The 14754-nt window shown below is 58.1% G+C and carries 23 protein-coding genes; 9 read left to right on the top strand and 14 right to left on the bottom strand.

Going from position 1 to position 14754, the window contains the following annotated elements:
- Positions 1-63 precede the first annotated feature (63 nt).
- Both KR100_RS06555 and KR100_RS16505 read right to left on the bottom strand, forming a co-directional pair.
- Entirely contained in the window at positions 64-399 is a 336-nt protein-coding gene (locus KR100_RS06555; RefSeq protein WP_162176490.1) for a hypothetical protein, read from the bottom strand.
- 1014 nt (positions 400-1413) lie between these two features.
- Positions 1414-1578, bottom strand: coding sequence for a hypothetical protein (locus KR100_RS16505; RefSeq protein ID WP_204207794.1), 165 nt, complete (start codon positions 1576-1578; stop codon positions 1414-1416).
- Positions 1579-2031: 453 nt separating this feature from the next.
- Between KR100_RS16505 and KR100_RS06550 the strand changes: the two genes are divergently transcribed.
- From KR100_RS06550 to KR100_RS06540, 3 genes are all read left to right on the top strand, one after another.
- Positions 2032-2319, top strand: a complete 288-nt coding sequence (locus KR100_RS06550; protein ID WP_038544214.1) for a hypothetical protein — start codon at positions 2032-2034, stop codon at positions 2317-2319.
- Complete coding sequence (locus tag KR100_RS06545; protein ID WP_038544212.1) at positions 2316-2678, top strand: hypothetical protein; 363 nt, start codon at positions 2316-2318, stop codon at positions 2676-2678. The genes KR100_RS06550 and KR100_RS06545 overlap by 4 nt, the downstream gene beginning before the upstream one ends.
- Positions 2679-2892: 214 nt before the next feature.
- Positions 2893-3144 carry a hypothetical protein gene (locus KR100_RS06540; protein ID WP_038544210.1) on the top strand — a complete coding sequence of 84 codons (252 nt, stop codon included), beginning with the start codon at positions 2893-2895 and terminating at the stop codon, positions 3142-3144.
- Between the two features lie 188 nt (positions 3145-3332).
- Here KR100_RS06540 and KR100_RS06535 read toward each other — a convergent pair whose 3' ends face one another.
- The gene (locus KR100_RS06535) at positions 3333-3695 is read right to left on the bottom strand and encodes a hypothetical protein (RefSeq protein ID WP_239420428.1); all 363 of its coding nucleotides are present in this window, start codon (positions 3693-3695) and stop codon (positions 3333-3335) included.
- Between the two features lie 824 nt (positions 3696-4519).
- Between KR100_RS06535 and KR100_RS06530 the strand changes: the two genes are divergently transcribed.
- The gene (locus KR100_RS06530) at positions 4520-5473 is read left to right on the top strand and encodes a histone deacetylase (protein WP_051847353.1); all 954 of its coding nucleotides are present in this window, start codon (positions 4520-4522) and stop codon (positions 5471-5473) included.
- A 174-nt stretch (positions 5474-5647) separates the two neighbouring features.
- Here KR100_RS06530 and KR100_RS06525 read toward each other — a convergent pair whose 3' ends face one another.
- A complete protein-coding gene (locus KR100_RS06525; protein WP_038544205.1) occupies positions 5648-5893 on the bottom strand; it encodes a hypothetical protein in 246 nt (81 codons plus the stop codon).
- 55 nt (positions 5894-5948) lie between these two features.
- Here KR100_RS06525 and KR100_RS06520 point away from each other — a divergent pair, with 55 nt between their 5' ends.
- On the top strand, positions 5949-6509 hold the full coding sequence (locus tag KR100_RS06520) for a pyridoxamine 5'-phosphate oxidase family protein (RefSeq protein ID WP_038544203.1): 561 nt from the start codon (positions 5949-5951) through the stop codon (positions 6507-6509).
- Here KR100_RS06520 and KR100_RS06515 read toward each other — a convergent pair whose 3' ends face one another.
- The 4 genes from KR100_RS06515 to KR100_RS06500 all read right to left on the bottom strand — a co-directional run bounded on the left by KR100_RS06515 (position 6510) and on the right by KR100_RS06500 (position 9330).
- Positions 6510-6830, bottom strand: coding sequence for a hypothetical protein (locus tag KR100_RS06515; RefSeq protein WP_038548160.1), 321 nt, complete (start codon positions 6828-6830; stop codon positions 6510-6512).
- 78 nt (positions 6831-6908) lie between these two features.
- Positions 6909-7433, bottom strand: a complete 525-nt coding sequence (locus KR100_RS06510) for a hypothetical protein (protein WP_038544201.1) — start codon at positions 7431-7433, stop codon at positions 6909-6911.
- A gap of 182 nt (positions 7434-7615) precedes the next feature.
- Positions 7616-8581 carry a hypothetical protein gene (locus KR100_RS06505; RefSeq protein WP_239420427.1) on the bottom strand — a complete coding sequence of 322 codons (966 nt, stop codon included), beginning with the start codon at positions 8579-8581 and terminating at the stop codon, positions 7616-7618.
- Between the two features lie 113 nt (positions 8582-8694).
- A complete protein-coding gene (locus tag KR100_RS06500; RefSeq protein WP_239420426.1) occupies positions 8695-9330 on the bottom strand; it encodes a hypothetical protein in 636 nt (211 codons plus the stop codon).
- A gap of 69 nt (positions 9331-9399) precedes the next feature.
- Here KR100_RS06500 and KR100_RS06495 point away from each other — a divergent pair, with 69 nt between their 5' ends.
- Together KR100_RS06495 and KR100_RS06490 are read left to right on the top strand one after the other, a co-directional pair.
- Entirely contained in the window at positions 9400-10140 is a 741-nt protein-coding gene (locus KR100_RS06495) for a putative 2OG-Fe(II) oxygenase (protein WP_038548153.1), read from the top strand.
- Between the two features lie 56 nt (positions 10141-10196).
- Positions 10197-10448: a hypothetical protein gene (locus tag KR100_RS06490; protein WP_038544198.1), complete on the top strand. Its 252-nt coding sequence runs from the start codon at positions 10197-10199 to the stop codon at positions 10446-10448.
- A gap of 2 nt (positions 10449-10450) precedes the next feature.
- Here the strand turns inward: KR100_RS06490 and KR100_RS06485 are convergent, their stop codons facing one another.
- From KR100_RS06485 to KR100_RS06475, 3 genes are read right to left on the bottom strand one after another with little or no spacing between them, the layout of a single operon-like run.
- Positions 10451-11212, bottom strand: coding sequence for a metallophosphoesterase (locus tag KR100_RS06485; protein WP_038548151.1), 762 nt, complete (start codon positions 11210-11212; stop codon positions 10451-10453).
- The gene (locus KR100_RS06480; protein ID WP_038544195.1) at positions 11190-11423 is read right to left on the bottom strand and encodes a TIGR02450 family Trp-rich protein; all 234 of its coding nucleotides are present in this window, start codon (positions 11421-11423) and stop codon (positions 11190-11192) included. The genes KR100_RS06485 and KR100_RS06480 overlap by 23 nt, the downstream gene beginning before the upstream one ends.
- 10 nt (positions 11424-11433) lie before the next feature.
- Positions 11434-12150 carry a response regulator transcription factor gene (locus tag KR100_RS06475; RefSeq protein WP_038544193.1) on the bottom strand — a complete coding sequence of 239 codons (717 nt, stop codon included), beginning with the start codon at positions 12148-12150 and terminating at the stop codon, positions 11434-11436.
- A 99-nt stretch (positions 12151-12249) separates the two neighbouring features.
- On the opposite strand from KR100_RS06475, the gene KR100_RS06470 reads away from it, so the two are divergent.
- Positions 12250-12705 (top strand): Fur family transcriptional regulator, encoded by a 456-nt coding sequence (locus KR100_RS06470; RefSeq protein WP_038548148.1) that lies wholly within the window; start codon positions 12250-12252, stop codon positions 12703-12705.
- Between the two features lie 12 nt (positions 12706-12717).
- Here the strand turns inward: KR100_RS06470 and KR100_RS06465 are convergent, their stop codons facing one another.
- Together KR100_RS06465 and KR100_RS06460 are read right to left on the bottom strand one after the other, a co-directional pair.
- On the bottom strand, positions 12718-13116 hold the full coding sequence (locus KR100_RS06465; protein WP_038544191.1) for a GLTT repeat protein: 399 nt from the start codon (positions 13114-13116) through the stop codon (positions 12718-12720).
- A gap of 2 nt (positions 13117-13118) precedes the next feature.
- A complete protein-coding gene (locus KR100_RS06460) occupies positions 13119-13352 on the bottom strand; it encodes a hypothetical protein (RefSeq protein WP_051847625.1) in 234 nt (77 codons plus the stop codon).
- Positions 13353-13385: 33 nt separating this feature from the next.
- Between KR100_RS06460 and KR100_RS06455 the strand changes: the two genes are divergently transcribed.
- Entirely contained in the window at positions 13386-13679 is a 294-nt protein-coding gene (locus tag KR100_RS06455; protein ID WP_051847352.1) for a cell division protein SepF, read from the top strand.
- Here the strand turns inward: KR100_RS06455 and arsS are convergent.
- Positions 13670-14578, bottom strand: a complete 909-nt coding sequence (arsS, locus tag KR100_RS06450; protein ID WP_239420425.1) for an arsenosugar biosynthesis radical SAM (seleno)protein ArsS — start codon at positions 14576-14578, stop codon at positions 13670-13672. The two genes, KR100_RS06455 and arsS, sit on opposite strands and share 10 nt — an antisense overlap.
- Positions 14579-14754: the final 176 nt, after the last annotated feature.

The following is a 14754-nucleotide window of genomic DNA, read 5'->3' as shown; positions in this document are numbered from 1 at the left end:
TCAGCTTATTGACCTGATGCTTCAGGATGCGTCGTCAAAACTCATCGCTTCAGCACCTCTGGGTCAGTAACCGAGCGCTTTATTCGGAAGAGGGCATCCATCAAAGTAACCGATTTCAAACAATTCCGATTCAGACGCCTCCAAATAAGCAGCCATTGCTTTTGGCCCTGCTTCCAACAGATTCATCAATGTTAAAAAGGTTCGCTGCCCTTCAGGATTCTGCTGATCCGTCGCCAAGTCTTGATAGAGAACTCTGTAGGCCTCAGGCAATTGGTTTTCAGAGATCAGGCCCTTCTTATACAGAGCACAGGCTGAATCCAGCCTTGGCAACCAAACCATCGAAGCAAACGCGACACCCAGCTTGTCCAGAGCCTCCTGGTCAGGAGTGGGCTCCGCCAACGCTCGTGGAGAACATGTCCAGAGCGCAGACACAGCAAGAACCCCTGACAGGGCAGACGCAACAGAAAACGGTTTGATCATGCGATTTGGATTGTTGATTTGTGCAGATGGTAATTGCCTGCCATTCTAGAAATCTTAATCAGACACTGAGGCAGATCAACACTCAACATCATTCCACCCAGGAATATGGACCGGTGTTAGTGCGGCAACAATCTCAGACTCAGAAAATCCACGCATGGAGACCAATCAAACCATGAATGTAATCCGACATGATTCGCCCTGATGTCTAAATCGAGCAATTAAAGATTGTCGGAATCGCGGTGGCGATTAAAGAGAGATCATCCATCCAACAATCAACACAGTCGCCATCAACCATGGGATGAGATGGATGGGCGGTTTCAAGGGTTCTGAAATGCCGACCGATCAGTCACTGATTCAGCATGCTGATGCTGAAACCGGCATGGCATCCACCGACTCCCAGCACATCGTGCATTCGTGATCCCACAAAGGCTCAAGAGGCATCGAATGTCACAACACCGGCAGCGTCGTGCGCCAGAGATGAACCAAACAAATCGGAGCGAGCTGTCTGGTTGCAACAGATTTGACATTGATCGTCTAATATTCGACAACGTTGAGCTCGGGTTCCGAGCTGCAGTCAGAAATCAGTCAGGCAACGGGGACTGATTCGCTGTAGAGGATCGCCATGTCCCCTCTCGTCCAAGTCCAGCGCGCTCTTCAAAAGCAACAACGGCTCCAGGCTGCGCGCTTTCTGATGGCCCGATCGGAAGGCTCTGTTGATCGCAGGTTCAGCAATTCCCTTCCTGCTTTGGCTGCACGTCATGACGTTTCACACCAAGCGATGCGAGACAACTGGCTGTAGCTAGCGGCAACCGGATCGGTTCCATACAGGAACTACGACGCCTTTCTGTTCTGCAGAAGGGCTTTTTGATGTGATCTCAATCGCCGAAGGTTGACCGAGACCGCCCCTGGTCGCATTGAGGGTTCTGCCCCTGATCAGACGTCGCGAATTCCGACCTCGCGTTCGCGGATGTACTCCTCTGCTTCCCAGAGCCCTGATATCTCTCGGCAGTTCTTGTCCCGGTCACAAACCCAGTAGTGACCGTTGTCCATCACATCAATTGTGTGACCCAGCGGCGTGTGAGCAATCCTTGAAGTCATGGTTGTCACTCCTAATCATCATTGAAGTGTCCGAAAGATTGCGAACCTGCTTCTGAGGCTTTTAATACCCTCTAAGAAATAAAATTCCGCAGCTCTGCAATCACCCTTTTCACCCTAAAGGAGAGGCACTTGATTCAGAGCGGTCAGGCACCCCTGGCACGGTGTTCATGGAGCGATCACCCCTTCTATGGGACGTCCGGTGTGATCAGGTTTGGCGCCAGCAGGACATTGGTCCGCAGGTCTGGTGTCAGCAGATGGGCAGCCACCAGGTCTGGTGTTGACCAAAACATGCAGAATGGAGATGTCCCCATCACCAGGCCCTGTGCACCGCACGGGGTTTTTTTGTGCCCCAGATATGGAGTGGACAGATCAATCGGCGACACCCCAGAGCCTTGGTCGACGATTGACTCACCTGTCTGCCCTGTCTACGGTTCAACGACTTTCCAGCGCAAGATGCGTTCGTTCCTGGCTGCCCTGCTTCTGCTGGGACAAGCCTCCGACCCGGTAGCCGCAGCCATCTTCACCGTTCAACCCGGCACCATCTTCTATTCGGAACCAAAACAATCAGAGCAGTTCCAGCTCAAGCTGCCTGAAGTGAGGGTGGAGGTACCACCGATGCGGGATGCCATGGGGTTCTGCCGCTTCAAGCTGGTTTACAAGATCGCTGATCGAGACAATCCGGAGCTTCCGAAAACCGCATGGGCCCGCTGCGTTGCGACCGACCGCTTTATTTCGAAATGAAACGCTGTCCCGTGATGATTGGCTTGCTGATCAGCGTCGCGATGCAGACCTGCCTCGCCGTTGAAAGCCGAGCCGAGGACACCACCACCTGCCTGTTCAATGGCCAGGAGCGGCGTTGCCTGGCGGAGATATCCGGCGACGATCTCACCTTGCGCCTAGAGGACAACCGCACGATCGATGTTCAACGACGTGGACGCTGCACGGACAGGCAGCAGGAGGGCGTCACAACGCGAAGCTGCAATGTTCGCATTGGATTACCCGATGATTTCGTTTACGGACTGGTCGTCCGCAGCAGTCAGGACGGCACAACGATCAGCTCGCCCCGACTAGAGATCAAGCTGCCCCAACTCAAGTTGTGATCCGCACTGGTCACAAATAGACACGGTCTTTCGAAACCTGGACACCCTGGCAGGCCGATGACAAGTCAGAATGAACGCAGGGGCTTGAGACACCCCTCACACACGGACGTAAGGCTCTCGACCCTGTCGGGGGCCTTTTTTCTGCCTGTCCCACAGAGTGGGAGCGACGGACGAGACCCACCGTGAGATAGTTAATCAATTCTTAAGCGCCGTGATGGGGCCTTTGAAAACCTCCCTTGATCAGCAACAGATCCAGCACGGTTATTCCCTGCTGAAACTGATGGAACACCTCGACCATGAGATGGCTGTTCTGAATCAGCAACGGCTCAAGGAAGGACTGGAAGAACAGGAGCGCAACAGGCTGACACGTGTCAAGCGCAGTCACCTCAGAAAGATTCAGGACTGCATCTCCGAGCTGGAGACCAGCGGCTTTAACCAATGGCTGTTGGAGCGGCGTCTCGCCTGAGCAACACCTGATCAGCCCTCGTCCTTGGGAAAACGTTTATCCCAAACGACAAGAAGCGTCAGGAACACGGCGCCAAACACAAGAAATGGAGCGCCAATCGTGAGGATGGATTGTGTATCCATTCGTTAACTAATAACGATTGACATTACAGTCGAATGGCAAAAATATTCTGAGCCAATCAACAAAATTTAACGAATAATATTGGCCTTGAAAAAACCAGTTCCCAGACCGAAAGAAGACTGCTGATCACAATGCAATGTGATGGAGACATCAAAATCCATCAACTGAAACTGTTCAATTTCCTCGCGCGTGAATCTCGGCTGCTCTCCATCCAGGTAGCGAGCCATGATTCCTTCCTTGTTGCTTTGTAAATAAGCAACGACTTCCTGCAACAGGAAATCACGCCAGGCCTCTTTATTTTTTTGATTGAATGATTGACTTCCCACAAAATCCCTCGAACGATCGGTGACTCCAGTGTCGCAGATCTGTTCCGATTCTGCGGGCCGCGAAAAGTCGTTGGGGAGCGATCCTTGACCACAACAGAGAAGCAAGACCTGATTCTGAACGTCAAAGCGACCTAGGAATCAATCACATCTGGAGAATCACCATGCAATTGATTGAACATGACAGAGCGACTCCAGTCAAGTCGAGGACGTTTTCATACAAGGAAAAAAGCTTGAGCGCCAGAACATACCCAGGATGCCAATCTGAACGATCGACTACGGAAGACAAACAACAAGCCTGAAATTGGTTATGTCAGATCTGTGACGGTGGCCATTTAAAAAGTCATACTTTTAAACGTCTCAATTTCTCCTTGGCTGATTTTAAGGGCCTAATACAAACCTGAGTAATCGAAGCGGTACTCATTCCAACGCGTCTCGTCGATCATCTTCAGTGGACGAACAGGACGGGGCTTGAGCTTAGGTACTGGCTTGGGCTCAGCTGGAGCCGATTCGACCAGCGATGGCTGCTTGATTTGACGCGGTAAATCGAGCTGAAGGGACATCGATCTTCTGCATATCATGCTTTTTTATCGTCTGCGGCCGGGAACAACTGAAACCAACACTACGGTTTGGACAAGATGAGTAATCATGCCGAGTCGTGAGGACGACGCCTGGGCGTCAAGAATGAGATTCAAATTTGTTGATTTTCATCGCGTCATCCCACATCGACCGAAGAATTGTGACCATGAATGTCGACCCGATACAAACCGTCAGCACAAGCTTGATTACCTCGTGGGTCATCCCATCAGACGCATTCGCTGGTTCATCTCAAACTGAGTCATCGGGATTTGCTGTTGTGTTGGTCACGTTCTTCAGCACCCGGTCACGCGGTTTCGGGGGAACAGGTTCCTAACGTCCTGATTCCATCGCCGATGCTCCTGTGTTCTCAGGACGCCGGAATCAGTTGCACCGTGTCGATCCCGGTCGTCTATCACCCGCTCTACTCCGCTCCACTGCCGTCCAGTCATCGTTTTCCGATGGCCAAATTCCGTTTGTTGCAGCAACTGTTGCTGAGCAGGGACCTGATCAGGGAACACCAAATTCATCAACCACTGAGTGTGTCCCGGCGGGATCTTGAACGCATTCACCGACGTGATTACCACCAGGCCTTCAGCTCAGACCAACTCACACGTCCGGAGCAGCGACGGATCGGTCTTCCCGCAACCAAACCGCTGGTTCAGCGCACCTGGCTCGCCGTTGGCGGAACGTTGCTCACAACACGACTGGCCCTGCAACACGGGCTTGCGTCCCACCTGGCCGGAGGAACCCACCACGCTCATCCGGGATTTGGCAGTGGATTCTGCATCTTCAACGATTGCGCTGTCGCCGCCAGAGTGCTGCTGGACGAGGGCGATGTGAAGCAACTGATGCTGGTGGACCTGGATGTTCATCAAGGCGATGGCTCTGCCGCCTGCTTTGCGGATGAACCCAGGGTCTTCACCCTGTCGGTGCACGCCGCCAGCAACTTTCCCCTCCGCAAAGTGAGCAGCGACGTGGACATCCCCCTCGCGGACGGAACAAGCGACGAGGACTATCTCCAAACCATCGGCGACCGACTGCCAGAGCTTCTCGACACCATTCAGCCTGGTTTGGTGATCTACAACGCCGGTGTTGACCCCCATCGCGACGATCGACTCGGACGCTTGTCGCTCACTGATCAGGGTTTGCTGATGCGTGATCACCTCGTTCTTGATGCCTGTCTTAGACGGAACATCCCGGTTGCAACAGTGATTGGTGGTGGATACGACGAACTGTCACCCCTGGTGATGCGACACGCTCTGATTGTGAGAGCCGCCTTGGAACAAGCTCGATTACACGGTCTCTAGAGTTGTTCTGAACGGCGAATTAACCACATGCGCTTCGCCCCATTGATGATCCTCGGAGGATGCCTCATCGCACTTTTGCTGAAGCCGATTCTGATCGGCGTTGAAGAATCGCTGCGTGAGAGCACGATTCAATCAGGATCAGGATCGACCAACTTCAAACGCGACTGATTGCACTCAGACCTGGCAGGTGAGATTCAGACAAGCGGTGAGCTGCTGATTGCGATGGTCCATCAAAGTTGCCAGCCAACGAGCTGCCTCCACCGGTGCGATCGTGCGATCACGCAGGGCTTCACAGATGACGCGGTGAAGAGGTTTGTCGCGGTGATCGACGGCCATTCGTTCATCAAGTGCAACGAGATCGGCGCGGCTGCGGCAGGCCCGCAAATCATCAATCACGCGATCTTTGAGTTCGACAGCCATAACTCGGTGATGTCGTCATGGGTCCCATGCTGACAGTCCGTATTTTCCTACGGCCATGACAATTCCAGCCTGGCGACAGCTCCTGCGGGGCGCACGCCAACGGGAGGGACGTTCAGCTTCCGCCCGGTGGGTTCAACTGGCGACGGTCTCTGCGGGTGGAGAACCGCGCGTGCGAACCCTTGTTTTTCGCGGTTGGGCTGGAGATGAAAAACTCGACCTGTACAGCGACAGCCGCAGCAGCAAAGCCGACGAGCTGAACGTTCAGCCGAGTGTTGAAGTCTGCTGGTTACTGCCGAAAGCACGTCACCAATACCGGCTCCGAGGCGTCATTGAAACGCTTTCGGTGGATGAGGCTCCCGAGCAGACCCGGCACGCCTGGAACTCACTCACAGACACAGGTCGCTGCCTGTGGCACTGGCCACATCCTGGCCAGCCCTTCGAAGCGGACGCCCCTTTTCCCCAGACGGTTGATGGGGCGCAGCCGCCACCGCCCCACTTTCTTGTGTTGCGCCTAAACCTTCACCGCGTGGAGTTGCTGGATCTCAGCCACCACCCTCATCGTCGAACCCTCTGGTGCCGCGAGGACGCATGGCGATCTCAACGCCTCAATCCGTGATCACCACCAACGGTCCACGCGTCCCACCGAGGGGCGCCCCGGTTCGGAAGGAACGGTGACCACCGAAAGACGCTGTTGGTTGCGCTGGTAATCGAAACGGCAGTAACCGACTCCCGTCCCGGCACAGGACGAGAGGCTTGGCAGCGACACGGAAGCCCACTGACGCTCCTGTACCGAAGGAGTTTGCTGAGGAGCGGGAATCCAACCGTCTGCGAGCAGGTGTCGGTCGGCTTCCAGAATCGTTTGGCGCGGTGTCAACTGCAGCTGTTCGCCGGCATGAACGGCGGCAACCACCATAGTGAGCAATGGAGCAGCAGCCATTGCAGCAACAAGATGTCCCATAACTGGACTTGGCTATCTCAGCCTTAGCCACGAACCCGGGTTCAGGCCACGCTCAGCTCAGCTGATCCGTCCCTGGGCGGCATGGGCATCGACGTGACGCAGAAGATCCTCGGCGTAACTGATCGTGAAGCCCATCTGACCATCCCAGGCAACGGCATAACACCAATGCCCCTCACTCTGCTCACCGGAGGCGAGGCAAGAGGGCGGAACCCAACGCGGCGGTTGATCACTGATCAGGCCGCAACGCGTCCCGCTGTTGTTCATCACACTGTCGCCTTCACGAAAGCTGGGTTCCGGCCGTGTCCTGTTGCTCGAGGTCATGGTCGACGCGGTGTTCGAGGCCTGCGTCTCAGCTCCGCCGTCGACCTGATCGGAGATCAGCTGGAGGCTGGTCGTCTCCTCATGATCAGAACCGCCTGCTGAACCGTTGCCAGCCAGGAGATCCGGGCTGGTGGGCAGCCAACTCGGATCAGGCAGGGCGCCTTTCAGCAGGTGACCAATCGCCCGCCCACGTCCGATTCCGTAGAAGGCGCAGTAGGCATCAAGGCGTTGCAGCACATCTGGCTTGAGCCAAACCTGCACAGGTCTGGCCTTGGGGTCTCCACTGGAAAGGAAACGACCACCCGCGTCACGGGGATGAGGAGTTGAACTGGACAGCGTTGAAACAGAACGTCAGATCGTTCGCCGGAGTGAAGCAGGGCGGCCAGATCAGCTTACTCAAGCCTTGAACGAAGACTATCTCCTCGTTTGTGAGGCCGGGCGGTTCAGCTGGCGACGAGCAGGGGCTGAATGCCAAGGGCGATGAGCAAACTCACCACAACACCGATGAACGCCTTCCAGAGATCCGTGCCGATCACCTTTCCGAGGCTTCCGCTCTCACGGTTTGTGAACACGTATTCAAATTCCTGCTCCTTGATCCGCAGGGCAATCTCACGGCCACCCAGCAATCCCAGAAACACCCACGTCGTGCTGAGCGGGAACGTGGAGAGAAACGCCTTGTAAAGCAGACAAAGACCGAAAAAGAAATCGATCACCGTGGCCGAGCGCAGATCGGCGGTGTTGGTCTTGGAACGCAGCACCGCCTGAATCGGACCACCACCGCTGGCGACGAGGAAGCAGAGCCCGATACAAAGCACCAGAGTGCAGATCGCCATCGGAAAGACATCCAGCTGACGGGGCAGGAACACAAAGATGTTGGCCAGGTCCTGCACCAGCCACATGCTCCAGAGGAAACCGGTGGAGAACCACTGCAGGCCGTACCAGACCTTGTTGAAGTCCTTGCCGTCCTGGGTGCTGCGGAACACCCAGCGCTCCAACAGCCACATTCCCAGGCCGTACCCGGCCAATCCAAGGACAAAGGCAAGGAAATAGCCGCTCAGGGAGCTACCCAGAAGCTTGCCGATGTTGGCGGGCTTGAACGATGAGAGCACCAGGAAGGAGGTGCTCACCGGAGCCCCCCACTGGGTGAGGGCCAGCACCGCGATCGGCGGGATGACGTAAACCCAGCCAAAGGGCTCCGGCAGCTCGAACGTCTCCAGACGGCCCCAGGCGGGGTCACCGTCATTGAGGAGGAAACCCAGCATCAGCACAACAATGGTGATGGTGCAGATGAACACCATCTGCACCACCTTCGGGGTGCGGGTTTTGTTCGATGAGATGTATGTGCCCAACGTCTGCAGCGAGTCGTTGGCCACCACGGAGAACGCCGCCAGCAGAAAGCCGGCGATCATCCAGATATTCACATCTCCCATGAAGCCGACGTCGATGGTGGACCCGCCTTGTTTTAGGAATGGTTTTTAATCCTGCCGGTCATCCGGAGCACCGCGGACAAGTCCAAAGCGTCTCAGTTCACAACCAAGAGGGTCTGAAGATTGGCCTGACGCACCCAGGCCGCCAACGCATCAATCTCGGCACGGCTGGGGATGCAGATGCAGCCGGTGCCGGGATAGCAGTGATGGATGCCCAAAGCACTGCGGCTGGTTTCAAAGCGGGGCTGCAGATCTAACCAGAGATCCTCTCCCCAGGGCTCCGGCTGCCCCAGGCTGTAGCGCCCGGCTGGCAATGGGGCCGCATTGCCAGGGCTCCAGAGACGATCCGCATCCTGCCGCTGGGCGATGCCGCTCACCGCCATCCAACGGGCCAGAAGCCTGGTGCCGCTATGCAGCTCCACCGACCACTGTCGATTGCCATCGGGCAAGATCCGCTCGGTACGACGGGTCGTCAGACGCAGGTCCCCCGCTTCAAGCAACTCGGATGTCGGACCGTCCTGTCCGGGCAACCGAGGCTGTGGCAAGGCTGAAGCGGATGTCGCAACGGTCTGGACCGTCCCCTGGGATGGCCCCTGCTCCTGACGCTCAGTCTGGGTCTGGTTCAGGTTCTGAACCGAAGCAGACACTGCAGCATCCAAACCAAACCGCGGTTGCTCAAGCCCACAACCGCTGAGCAGCAGGATCAATCCGAGCCAGGTTGTCCGTGTCATGGCTGATCGCAGCGGACGACAGCATCACTCTGGCGCTGGCACGATGCTTTGCAGCCCTGGCATGGACGCTTGGAAGTCCTCGACCTCTTTCCCCGATCAATCCTGAAAGGCGAACTGCCAGCTGAACTGCTGAGCAAGCTGCTTCAGCTCTCTGAAACGGTGTTGCACGACCCAAACCAGCACCCTGATGCCTCGGCCAAACTCGCCGGCCAGCTGAGTCAGCAGCGGGAACTGCTGCCCCATCAACCCGGCGTGCAGGAGCTCTGCTCAGGCCACCTCATCCCGGCCTGTGAGCGCTGGATCCGTCACGTTGTGGACCGACAGCCACCGCAGGGCCGGGGCCCCTGGGTCCCCGGTCGCTATCGCCTCCAGATGATCGATCTCTGGCTCAACTGCCAACGAGCTGGCGATTACAACCCGATGCACACTCACGGGGGCAGTTTTTCAGGCGTGATCTTCCTCAGGGTTCCTCCGCAGATCACCGCAGCAAGCTTCGATGGTCAGCTCTGCTTCCACGGACCTGAGGAATGGCAGATGCAATCGTTCCGAACCGGCATGGCGGAGTACGTGCTGCCGGTTCCCGGACAATTTTTCGTGTTCCCGGCCTGGCAACCCCATTCCGTGATGCCGTTCCGGGGTGATGGTGAACGCTGGTCGCTGGCCTTCAATGTGGTGGCCGTGCCCGGCCAGCCAAAGGCCACCAGCCCTGTGCAACCGGGAACGCTGCAAGTGGGCGCCGGCCAGGCCGGTGTGGCGCCATCCGGGAACGTCTCCCTTTCCTCGCAACGAAAGACGGCGAAAGGGTTTTAGGCGCCGCGACCGGATTGGCCTGGCAGAGTTGACCCTGCCAGCACCCTGCTCAGCTGATGGATCCCAGCGATCTCCTTCAACAGGCCAGCGGCATCGCGGCAGCGATCGAACGGGCCTCCGACCAACTCACCCCTGAGGTGATCCGGGCGGCACGCAGGACGGAGGCGGGACGACGGGACCTGGATCGGATGGAATACGCCCTCGGAACCATCGGCAAGGCTCTCATCCTGACCGATTACACCATCGATGAGGAGAAGGATATGGACAAGCTGAAAGCGTTCCGGGAATCCCAAGCCAAGGAGCGCTGAACTCAGGGGTTGGACCAGCGCAGCACCCGCTGCTCAAGGGCTCCAAGGGCGTTGATCTCCAGCAAACGCCCGCCTGGATCCGTTGCCCGCTTGATCGGACAGGGCTGCACGTGTTGCATGCTTTTCAGGGTGGAGGGGCAGCCGAGCAGAGGAAGATTCGGTCGATCCGGCCAATGGCCCTGCCAGTGCTGGTGGATATGGCCGAACACCACGGCTTTCAAAGGCTGGACAGGGGTCAACACGGTGCGCAAGGTCTCGTGATCAACAAGGCTCATCGTGTCGAGCACGGGATGCCCGATCGCCATCGGCGGGTGATGCAGTGCAACCACCAGTGGCGTTGGATCTGCAGCGATGGCCTGCAGGCGCTGCTGCAGCCAGGCCAGCTGATGCGGCCCCAGCCGGCCGGCGGAATGCCCACACCAGTGGCTGTTCAGAATGATCAGCCGCCCGTCCCTCAGCATCAGTTCGCCCGGTGCCGTGACATGGCGACGGCCAAGAACAGCCTCGAGCAGGCAAGGGCGGTCATGGTTTCCCGGCAACAGGGCCACGGGACACCGCACGTGGCGGTCCAGGGAATCCCGAAGACGCTTGTAAGCACCCCAGCTTTCGTCCTGGGCGAGATCGCCGGTGATCACGAGAGCATAGGGTTCGAGCAGTGCCGCCTGCTCGAGGGCGCGGTTCCAGAGCGCGAGGGCTGGCCGCTCACGCACGAGGGCCGCATCCGAGGCCACGAGGTGCGGATCACTCAGCTGCAGCAGACGCATCGCTCTCCGGAATCTGTTGCCAGCCGCTCTCCCACAGTGACGCGTTGTTGAGCTCGGTCCAGGCCACACGCCTGCGCCGCCCCGGCGCCAGAACAGGTGCCAGCTCCACCCATCGCTCAGCACCGCGTCCGCCTTGCATCACCAGCTGGAAATGTCGATATCCATCCACTGACCTGCGGCTGGTCCAGGCATTGGCAGGGCGCCAGGTCATCAAGACAGCCTCAACTTGACGGGATCAGCTGGCCGCCATGGCGAATGGCCATGATCGCTGCCTGGGTGCGGTCGCGAACGCCGAGCTTGCCAATGATGGCGCTGACATGACTTTTGACGGTTTCCGAGGACACAACCAGGTGTTCGGCGATTTCACGGTTGGACAGGCCGGTCGTCAACGCTTTGAGCACGTCCAGTTCTCGTTCTGAAAGATCCTGCAGCAGCTTCTGCGTTGCGGCGTCCTGCGGGCTGCTCTCCCGGGCCATCTCCCTCACCACCTCGGGGTAATAGACACCGCCATCGCGGGTGCACTCCAGGGCCTTGAGAAAGTCACCGCGCGCCTGTCCGATCGAGGAGACGAACATCACCCCATCCGCTCCGGCCTCGAGAGCCTCGTTCACCACCAGAGGGTTCTCACGTCTCAGAAAGATCAGGGTTCGCGTGGGGGGATGGAGGCGCTCCACCGCCTGGACCAGGGCGATGCCGTAACCCTGCTCGAGATCTTCCGTTGCAATCAGAAGATCGGGGTTGTGCTCGCGCACCCGCTCCAAAGCCTCCTCGGCGGTGGTGACGGCGGCCCGCAGATGGCTCCAGATCGGAACGGCCATGCCGAAACTGGCGAGGGTGAGTCGATCCCCCATGCAGGCAACGATCGAGGAACCTGCCAACAACGCCTCCACCTCCTTGAGACGGCCACGATCTCCACGGGGTTGAAGGTTGAGATCCAAGGTCGGAAGGGTTGTTGATCGGATGGTATCGACAGTGGCGATGAACGCTGTGCACAGCTCTCATTAGTGGGTACTGTTGAGAAGATTGGTTTTCAACCGGTGACGCTCCCTCCCGCCACAGTCACCGAGAACGGTGTCCTTCAGAAGGGTCTTCATCAGGACGGACGTCGTCTGACGCCTCAGCGCAAGCGAGTTCTCGAATTGTTCGAGCGACTGGGCACCGGCAATCACCTCAGCGCTGAAGACGTGCATCAGCAGCTGGCACAACTGCAGATGAAGGTGTCGCTGGCCACGGTGTACCGAACATTGCGGCTGCTGGCAGACATGGGGTTTCTGCAGGAGCTGGAGCTCAGTGAGGGAGGTCGACGCTTTGAACTGGCGGCTGACGACCACAGGGACCATCACCATGTGGTGTGCATCCGCTGCGGCCGTACCGAAGAGTTCGAAAGCGAACCGGTGCTGGCCGCCGGTGAGATGGCTGCCAGAGGTTTCGGGTTCAAGCTGATCGAATCCACCTTGAACGTCCGGGCCATCTGCCCTGATTGCCAGGGCTGAGACGAAACCAGCTCACTGCGGGTGTTCCTTGCATGGCATCCAGTAGGTCTCACCCATGCGGTGCACACCACTGCAGCCAATCTTCTCGGCCTGCTCCTCCGCCTGCTCCTTTGAGGGGTATGCGAGATAGCGGGGATTGGTGGTGGAACGGATCTGGATCAGGCCCATGCTCATCGGGCCGGCCGTGATCACACCCATCGTGTTGACGCCGACAGCCAGGAGCCCCATGCCGACGATGGCGATGTTGATCACACCCATCGCCACGACGCCAATCGACACCACGCCCATCGGCACCACACCGATGCAGATCACGCCCATCGGCACAATCCCGATCGAAATCGTGGCCAGAGGAGCCACACCAATTGCAATGCGCTTCGGCTTGCTGCCGCAGTGTCCGCCGGATTCACCCATTCTCAGTGCTGTCCATGGTCTGTTTTGGAATCACCGTGCTGCTCGCAGACCATCCACATTTCCCCCATTTTGTGTGCGCCCTCGCAGCCGAAGCCCTCGGCTGCCGCCTCAGCCTCCTCACGGGTTGAAAACATGGCCTGCTTGGGCTGTGGTTCGCCTGTTCCAGAACCAGCGTTGGAGCACGTCGCCGACAGTCCGATCAGAACCAACGCCGCGATAGCCGTGCGCTTGACCATTCCGGATGACGCAAATCCCTCCATCATGGCCACATGGAAAGCATGCTCCAGGACGGCTGGCACGACGTGATCGTGTTCACCCCTCAGCGCTTTGATGAGGCGTTCGAGGTCGTTCTGGCAGTGCGTGAGCAGCAAACCGTGCTGCTGAATCTCACGCGCATGCCACCCGATCTGGCCCAGCGAACCGCCGATTTTGTCTGTGGAGGTGTGCACGCCCTCGATGGGCAGCAGCAGCGAGTGGGCGAGAACGTTCTGCTGTTTGCACCGGCCACCGTGCGACTTCAACGGCTGCAGCCGGACGACGACAGCAGCGGCAGTCAGGCCTGAAGGGCGCCACCACAACTGGACCCAGCGCCTGCCGTACATCCGAAACAGTGCCTGTCAGTTCGGATGGGCAGACCCTCCGGACTGGGCTGACCCGTGGCCAGATCCTGGAGATGGCGCAGCGGACCCTGCAACGCCATCCCCAGCTGTTGATTGAAATCGCAGTCGTAGAGATAGCCCTGCCAGTCCACGCTGATCAGATCCCGGCACATCACGGCAGACAGATTGTCGGGATTGTGTGCCGCCTCCAGCAGCGCCTCGTAGCGATCCAGCTCACCCTGCCGCTCGAGCTCTCTGGCAAAGCGCTGAATCGGCATGTTGGCCAGGGTCAGCAAACTGCTGAAGCGAAGCCCCAGCTTGGCCAGCTCCCTTCTGTAATCCGCCTCTAATTCCATCTGAGGCGGAGGAAGCACCGCACGTTGCGGGTTGTAAACGAGATGCAACAGCAGCGGCTCAGCGCCATAGCCGAGAGCGTTGAGCTGACGCAGGCCATCCACGCTGCGTGTGAACACGCCATCGCCTCTCTGACGATCCACATTCTCAGCGCTGTAGCAAGGCAACGAGGCGATCACCGTGACACCCTCACCGGCCAGGAAATCGGCCAGATCCTCCTGGCCGGGTTCCGACAAGATCGTGAGGTTGCAGCGATCAATCACCTCAACGTCGAGACGTCTGAGCGCTCGGACGAGGTCACGAAAACCGGAATGCAGCTCTGGAGCCCCGCCGGTGAGGTCCACGCAGCTGATGCCGTGGCGCTGAACCACGGTGGGAATCAGTGCCAGCAACGACTCATCCATCCGCTCCGTCCGACCTGGCCCGGCATTGACGTGGCAGTGGGAGCAGCTCTGATTGCAGCGATAGCCAAGATTCAGCTGCAAGGTACGCAGGCGCTTGCGCTGCAAGGGCGGAAATGCAACAGCAGAAACCACCAAAGCGATGGGTGAGGCAGGAGATCCCGATTTTTTCAGATCGAGTCCTCACATCCAAGGTTGGTTGATACCAAATCTGCGAACACCAACAATCAGCCAGGCCGTAACCACGAACCCATGCAATTGATCAATCTCAAACATCATTCTTT

The sequence above is a fragment of the Synechococcus sp. KORDI-100 genome (genome assembly GCF_000737535.1).
GTDB lineage: Bacteria > Cyanobacteriota > Cyanobacteriia > PCC-6307 > Cyanobiaceae > Parasynechococcus.
Note: the sequence above shows the minus strand (reverse complement) of the source record. Positions and strands in the feature narration are given on the sequence as shown.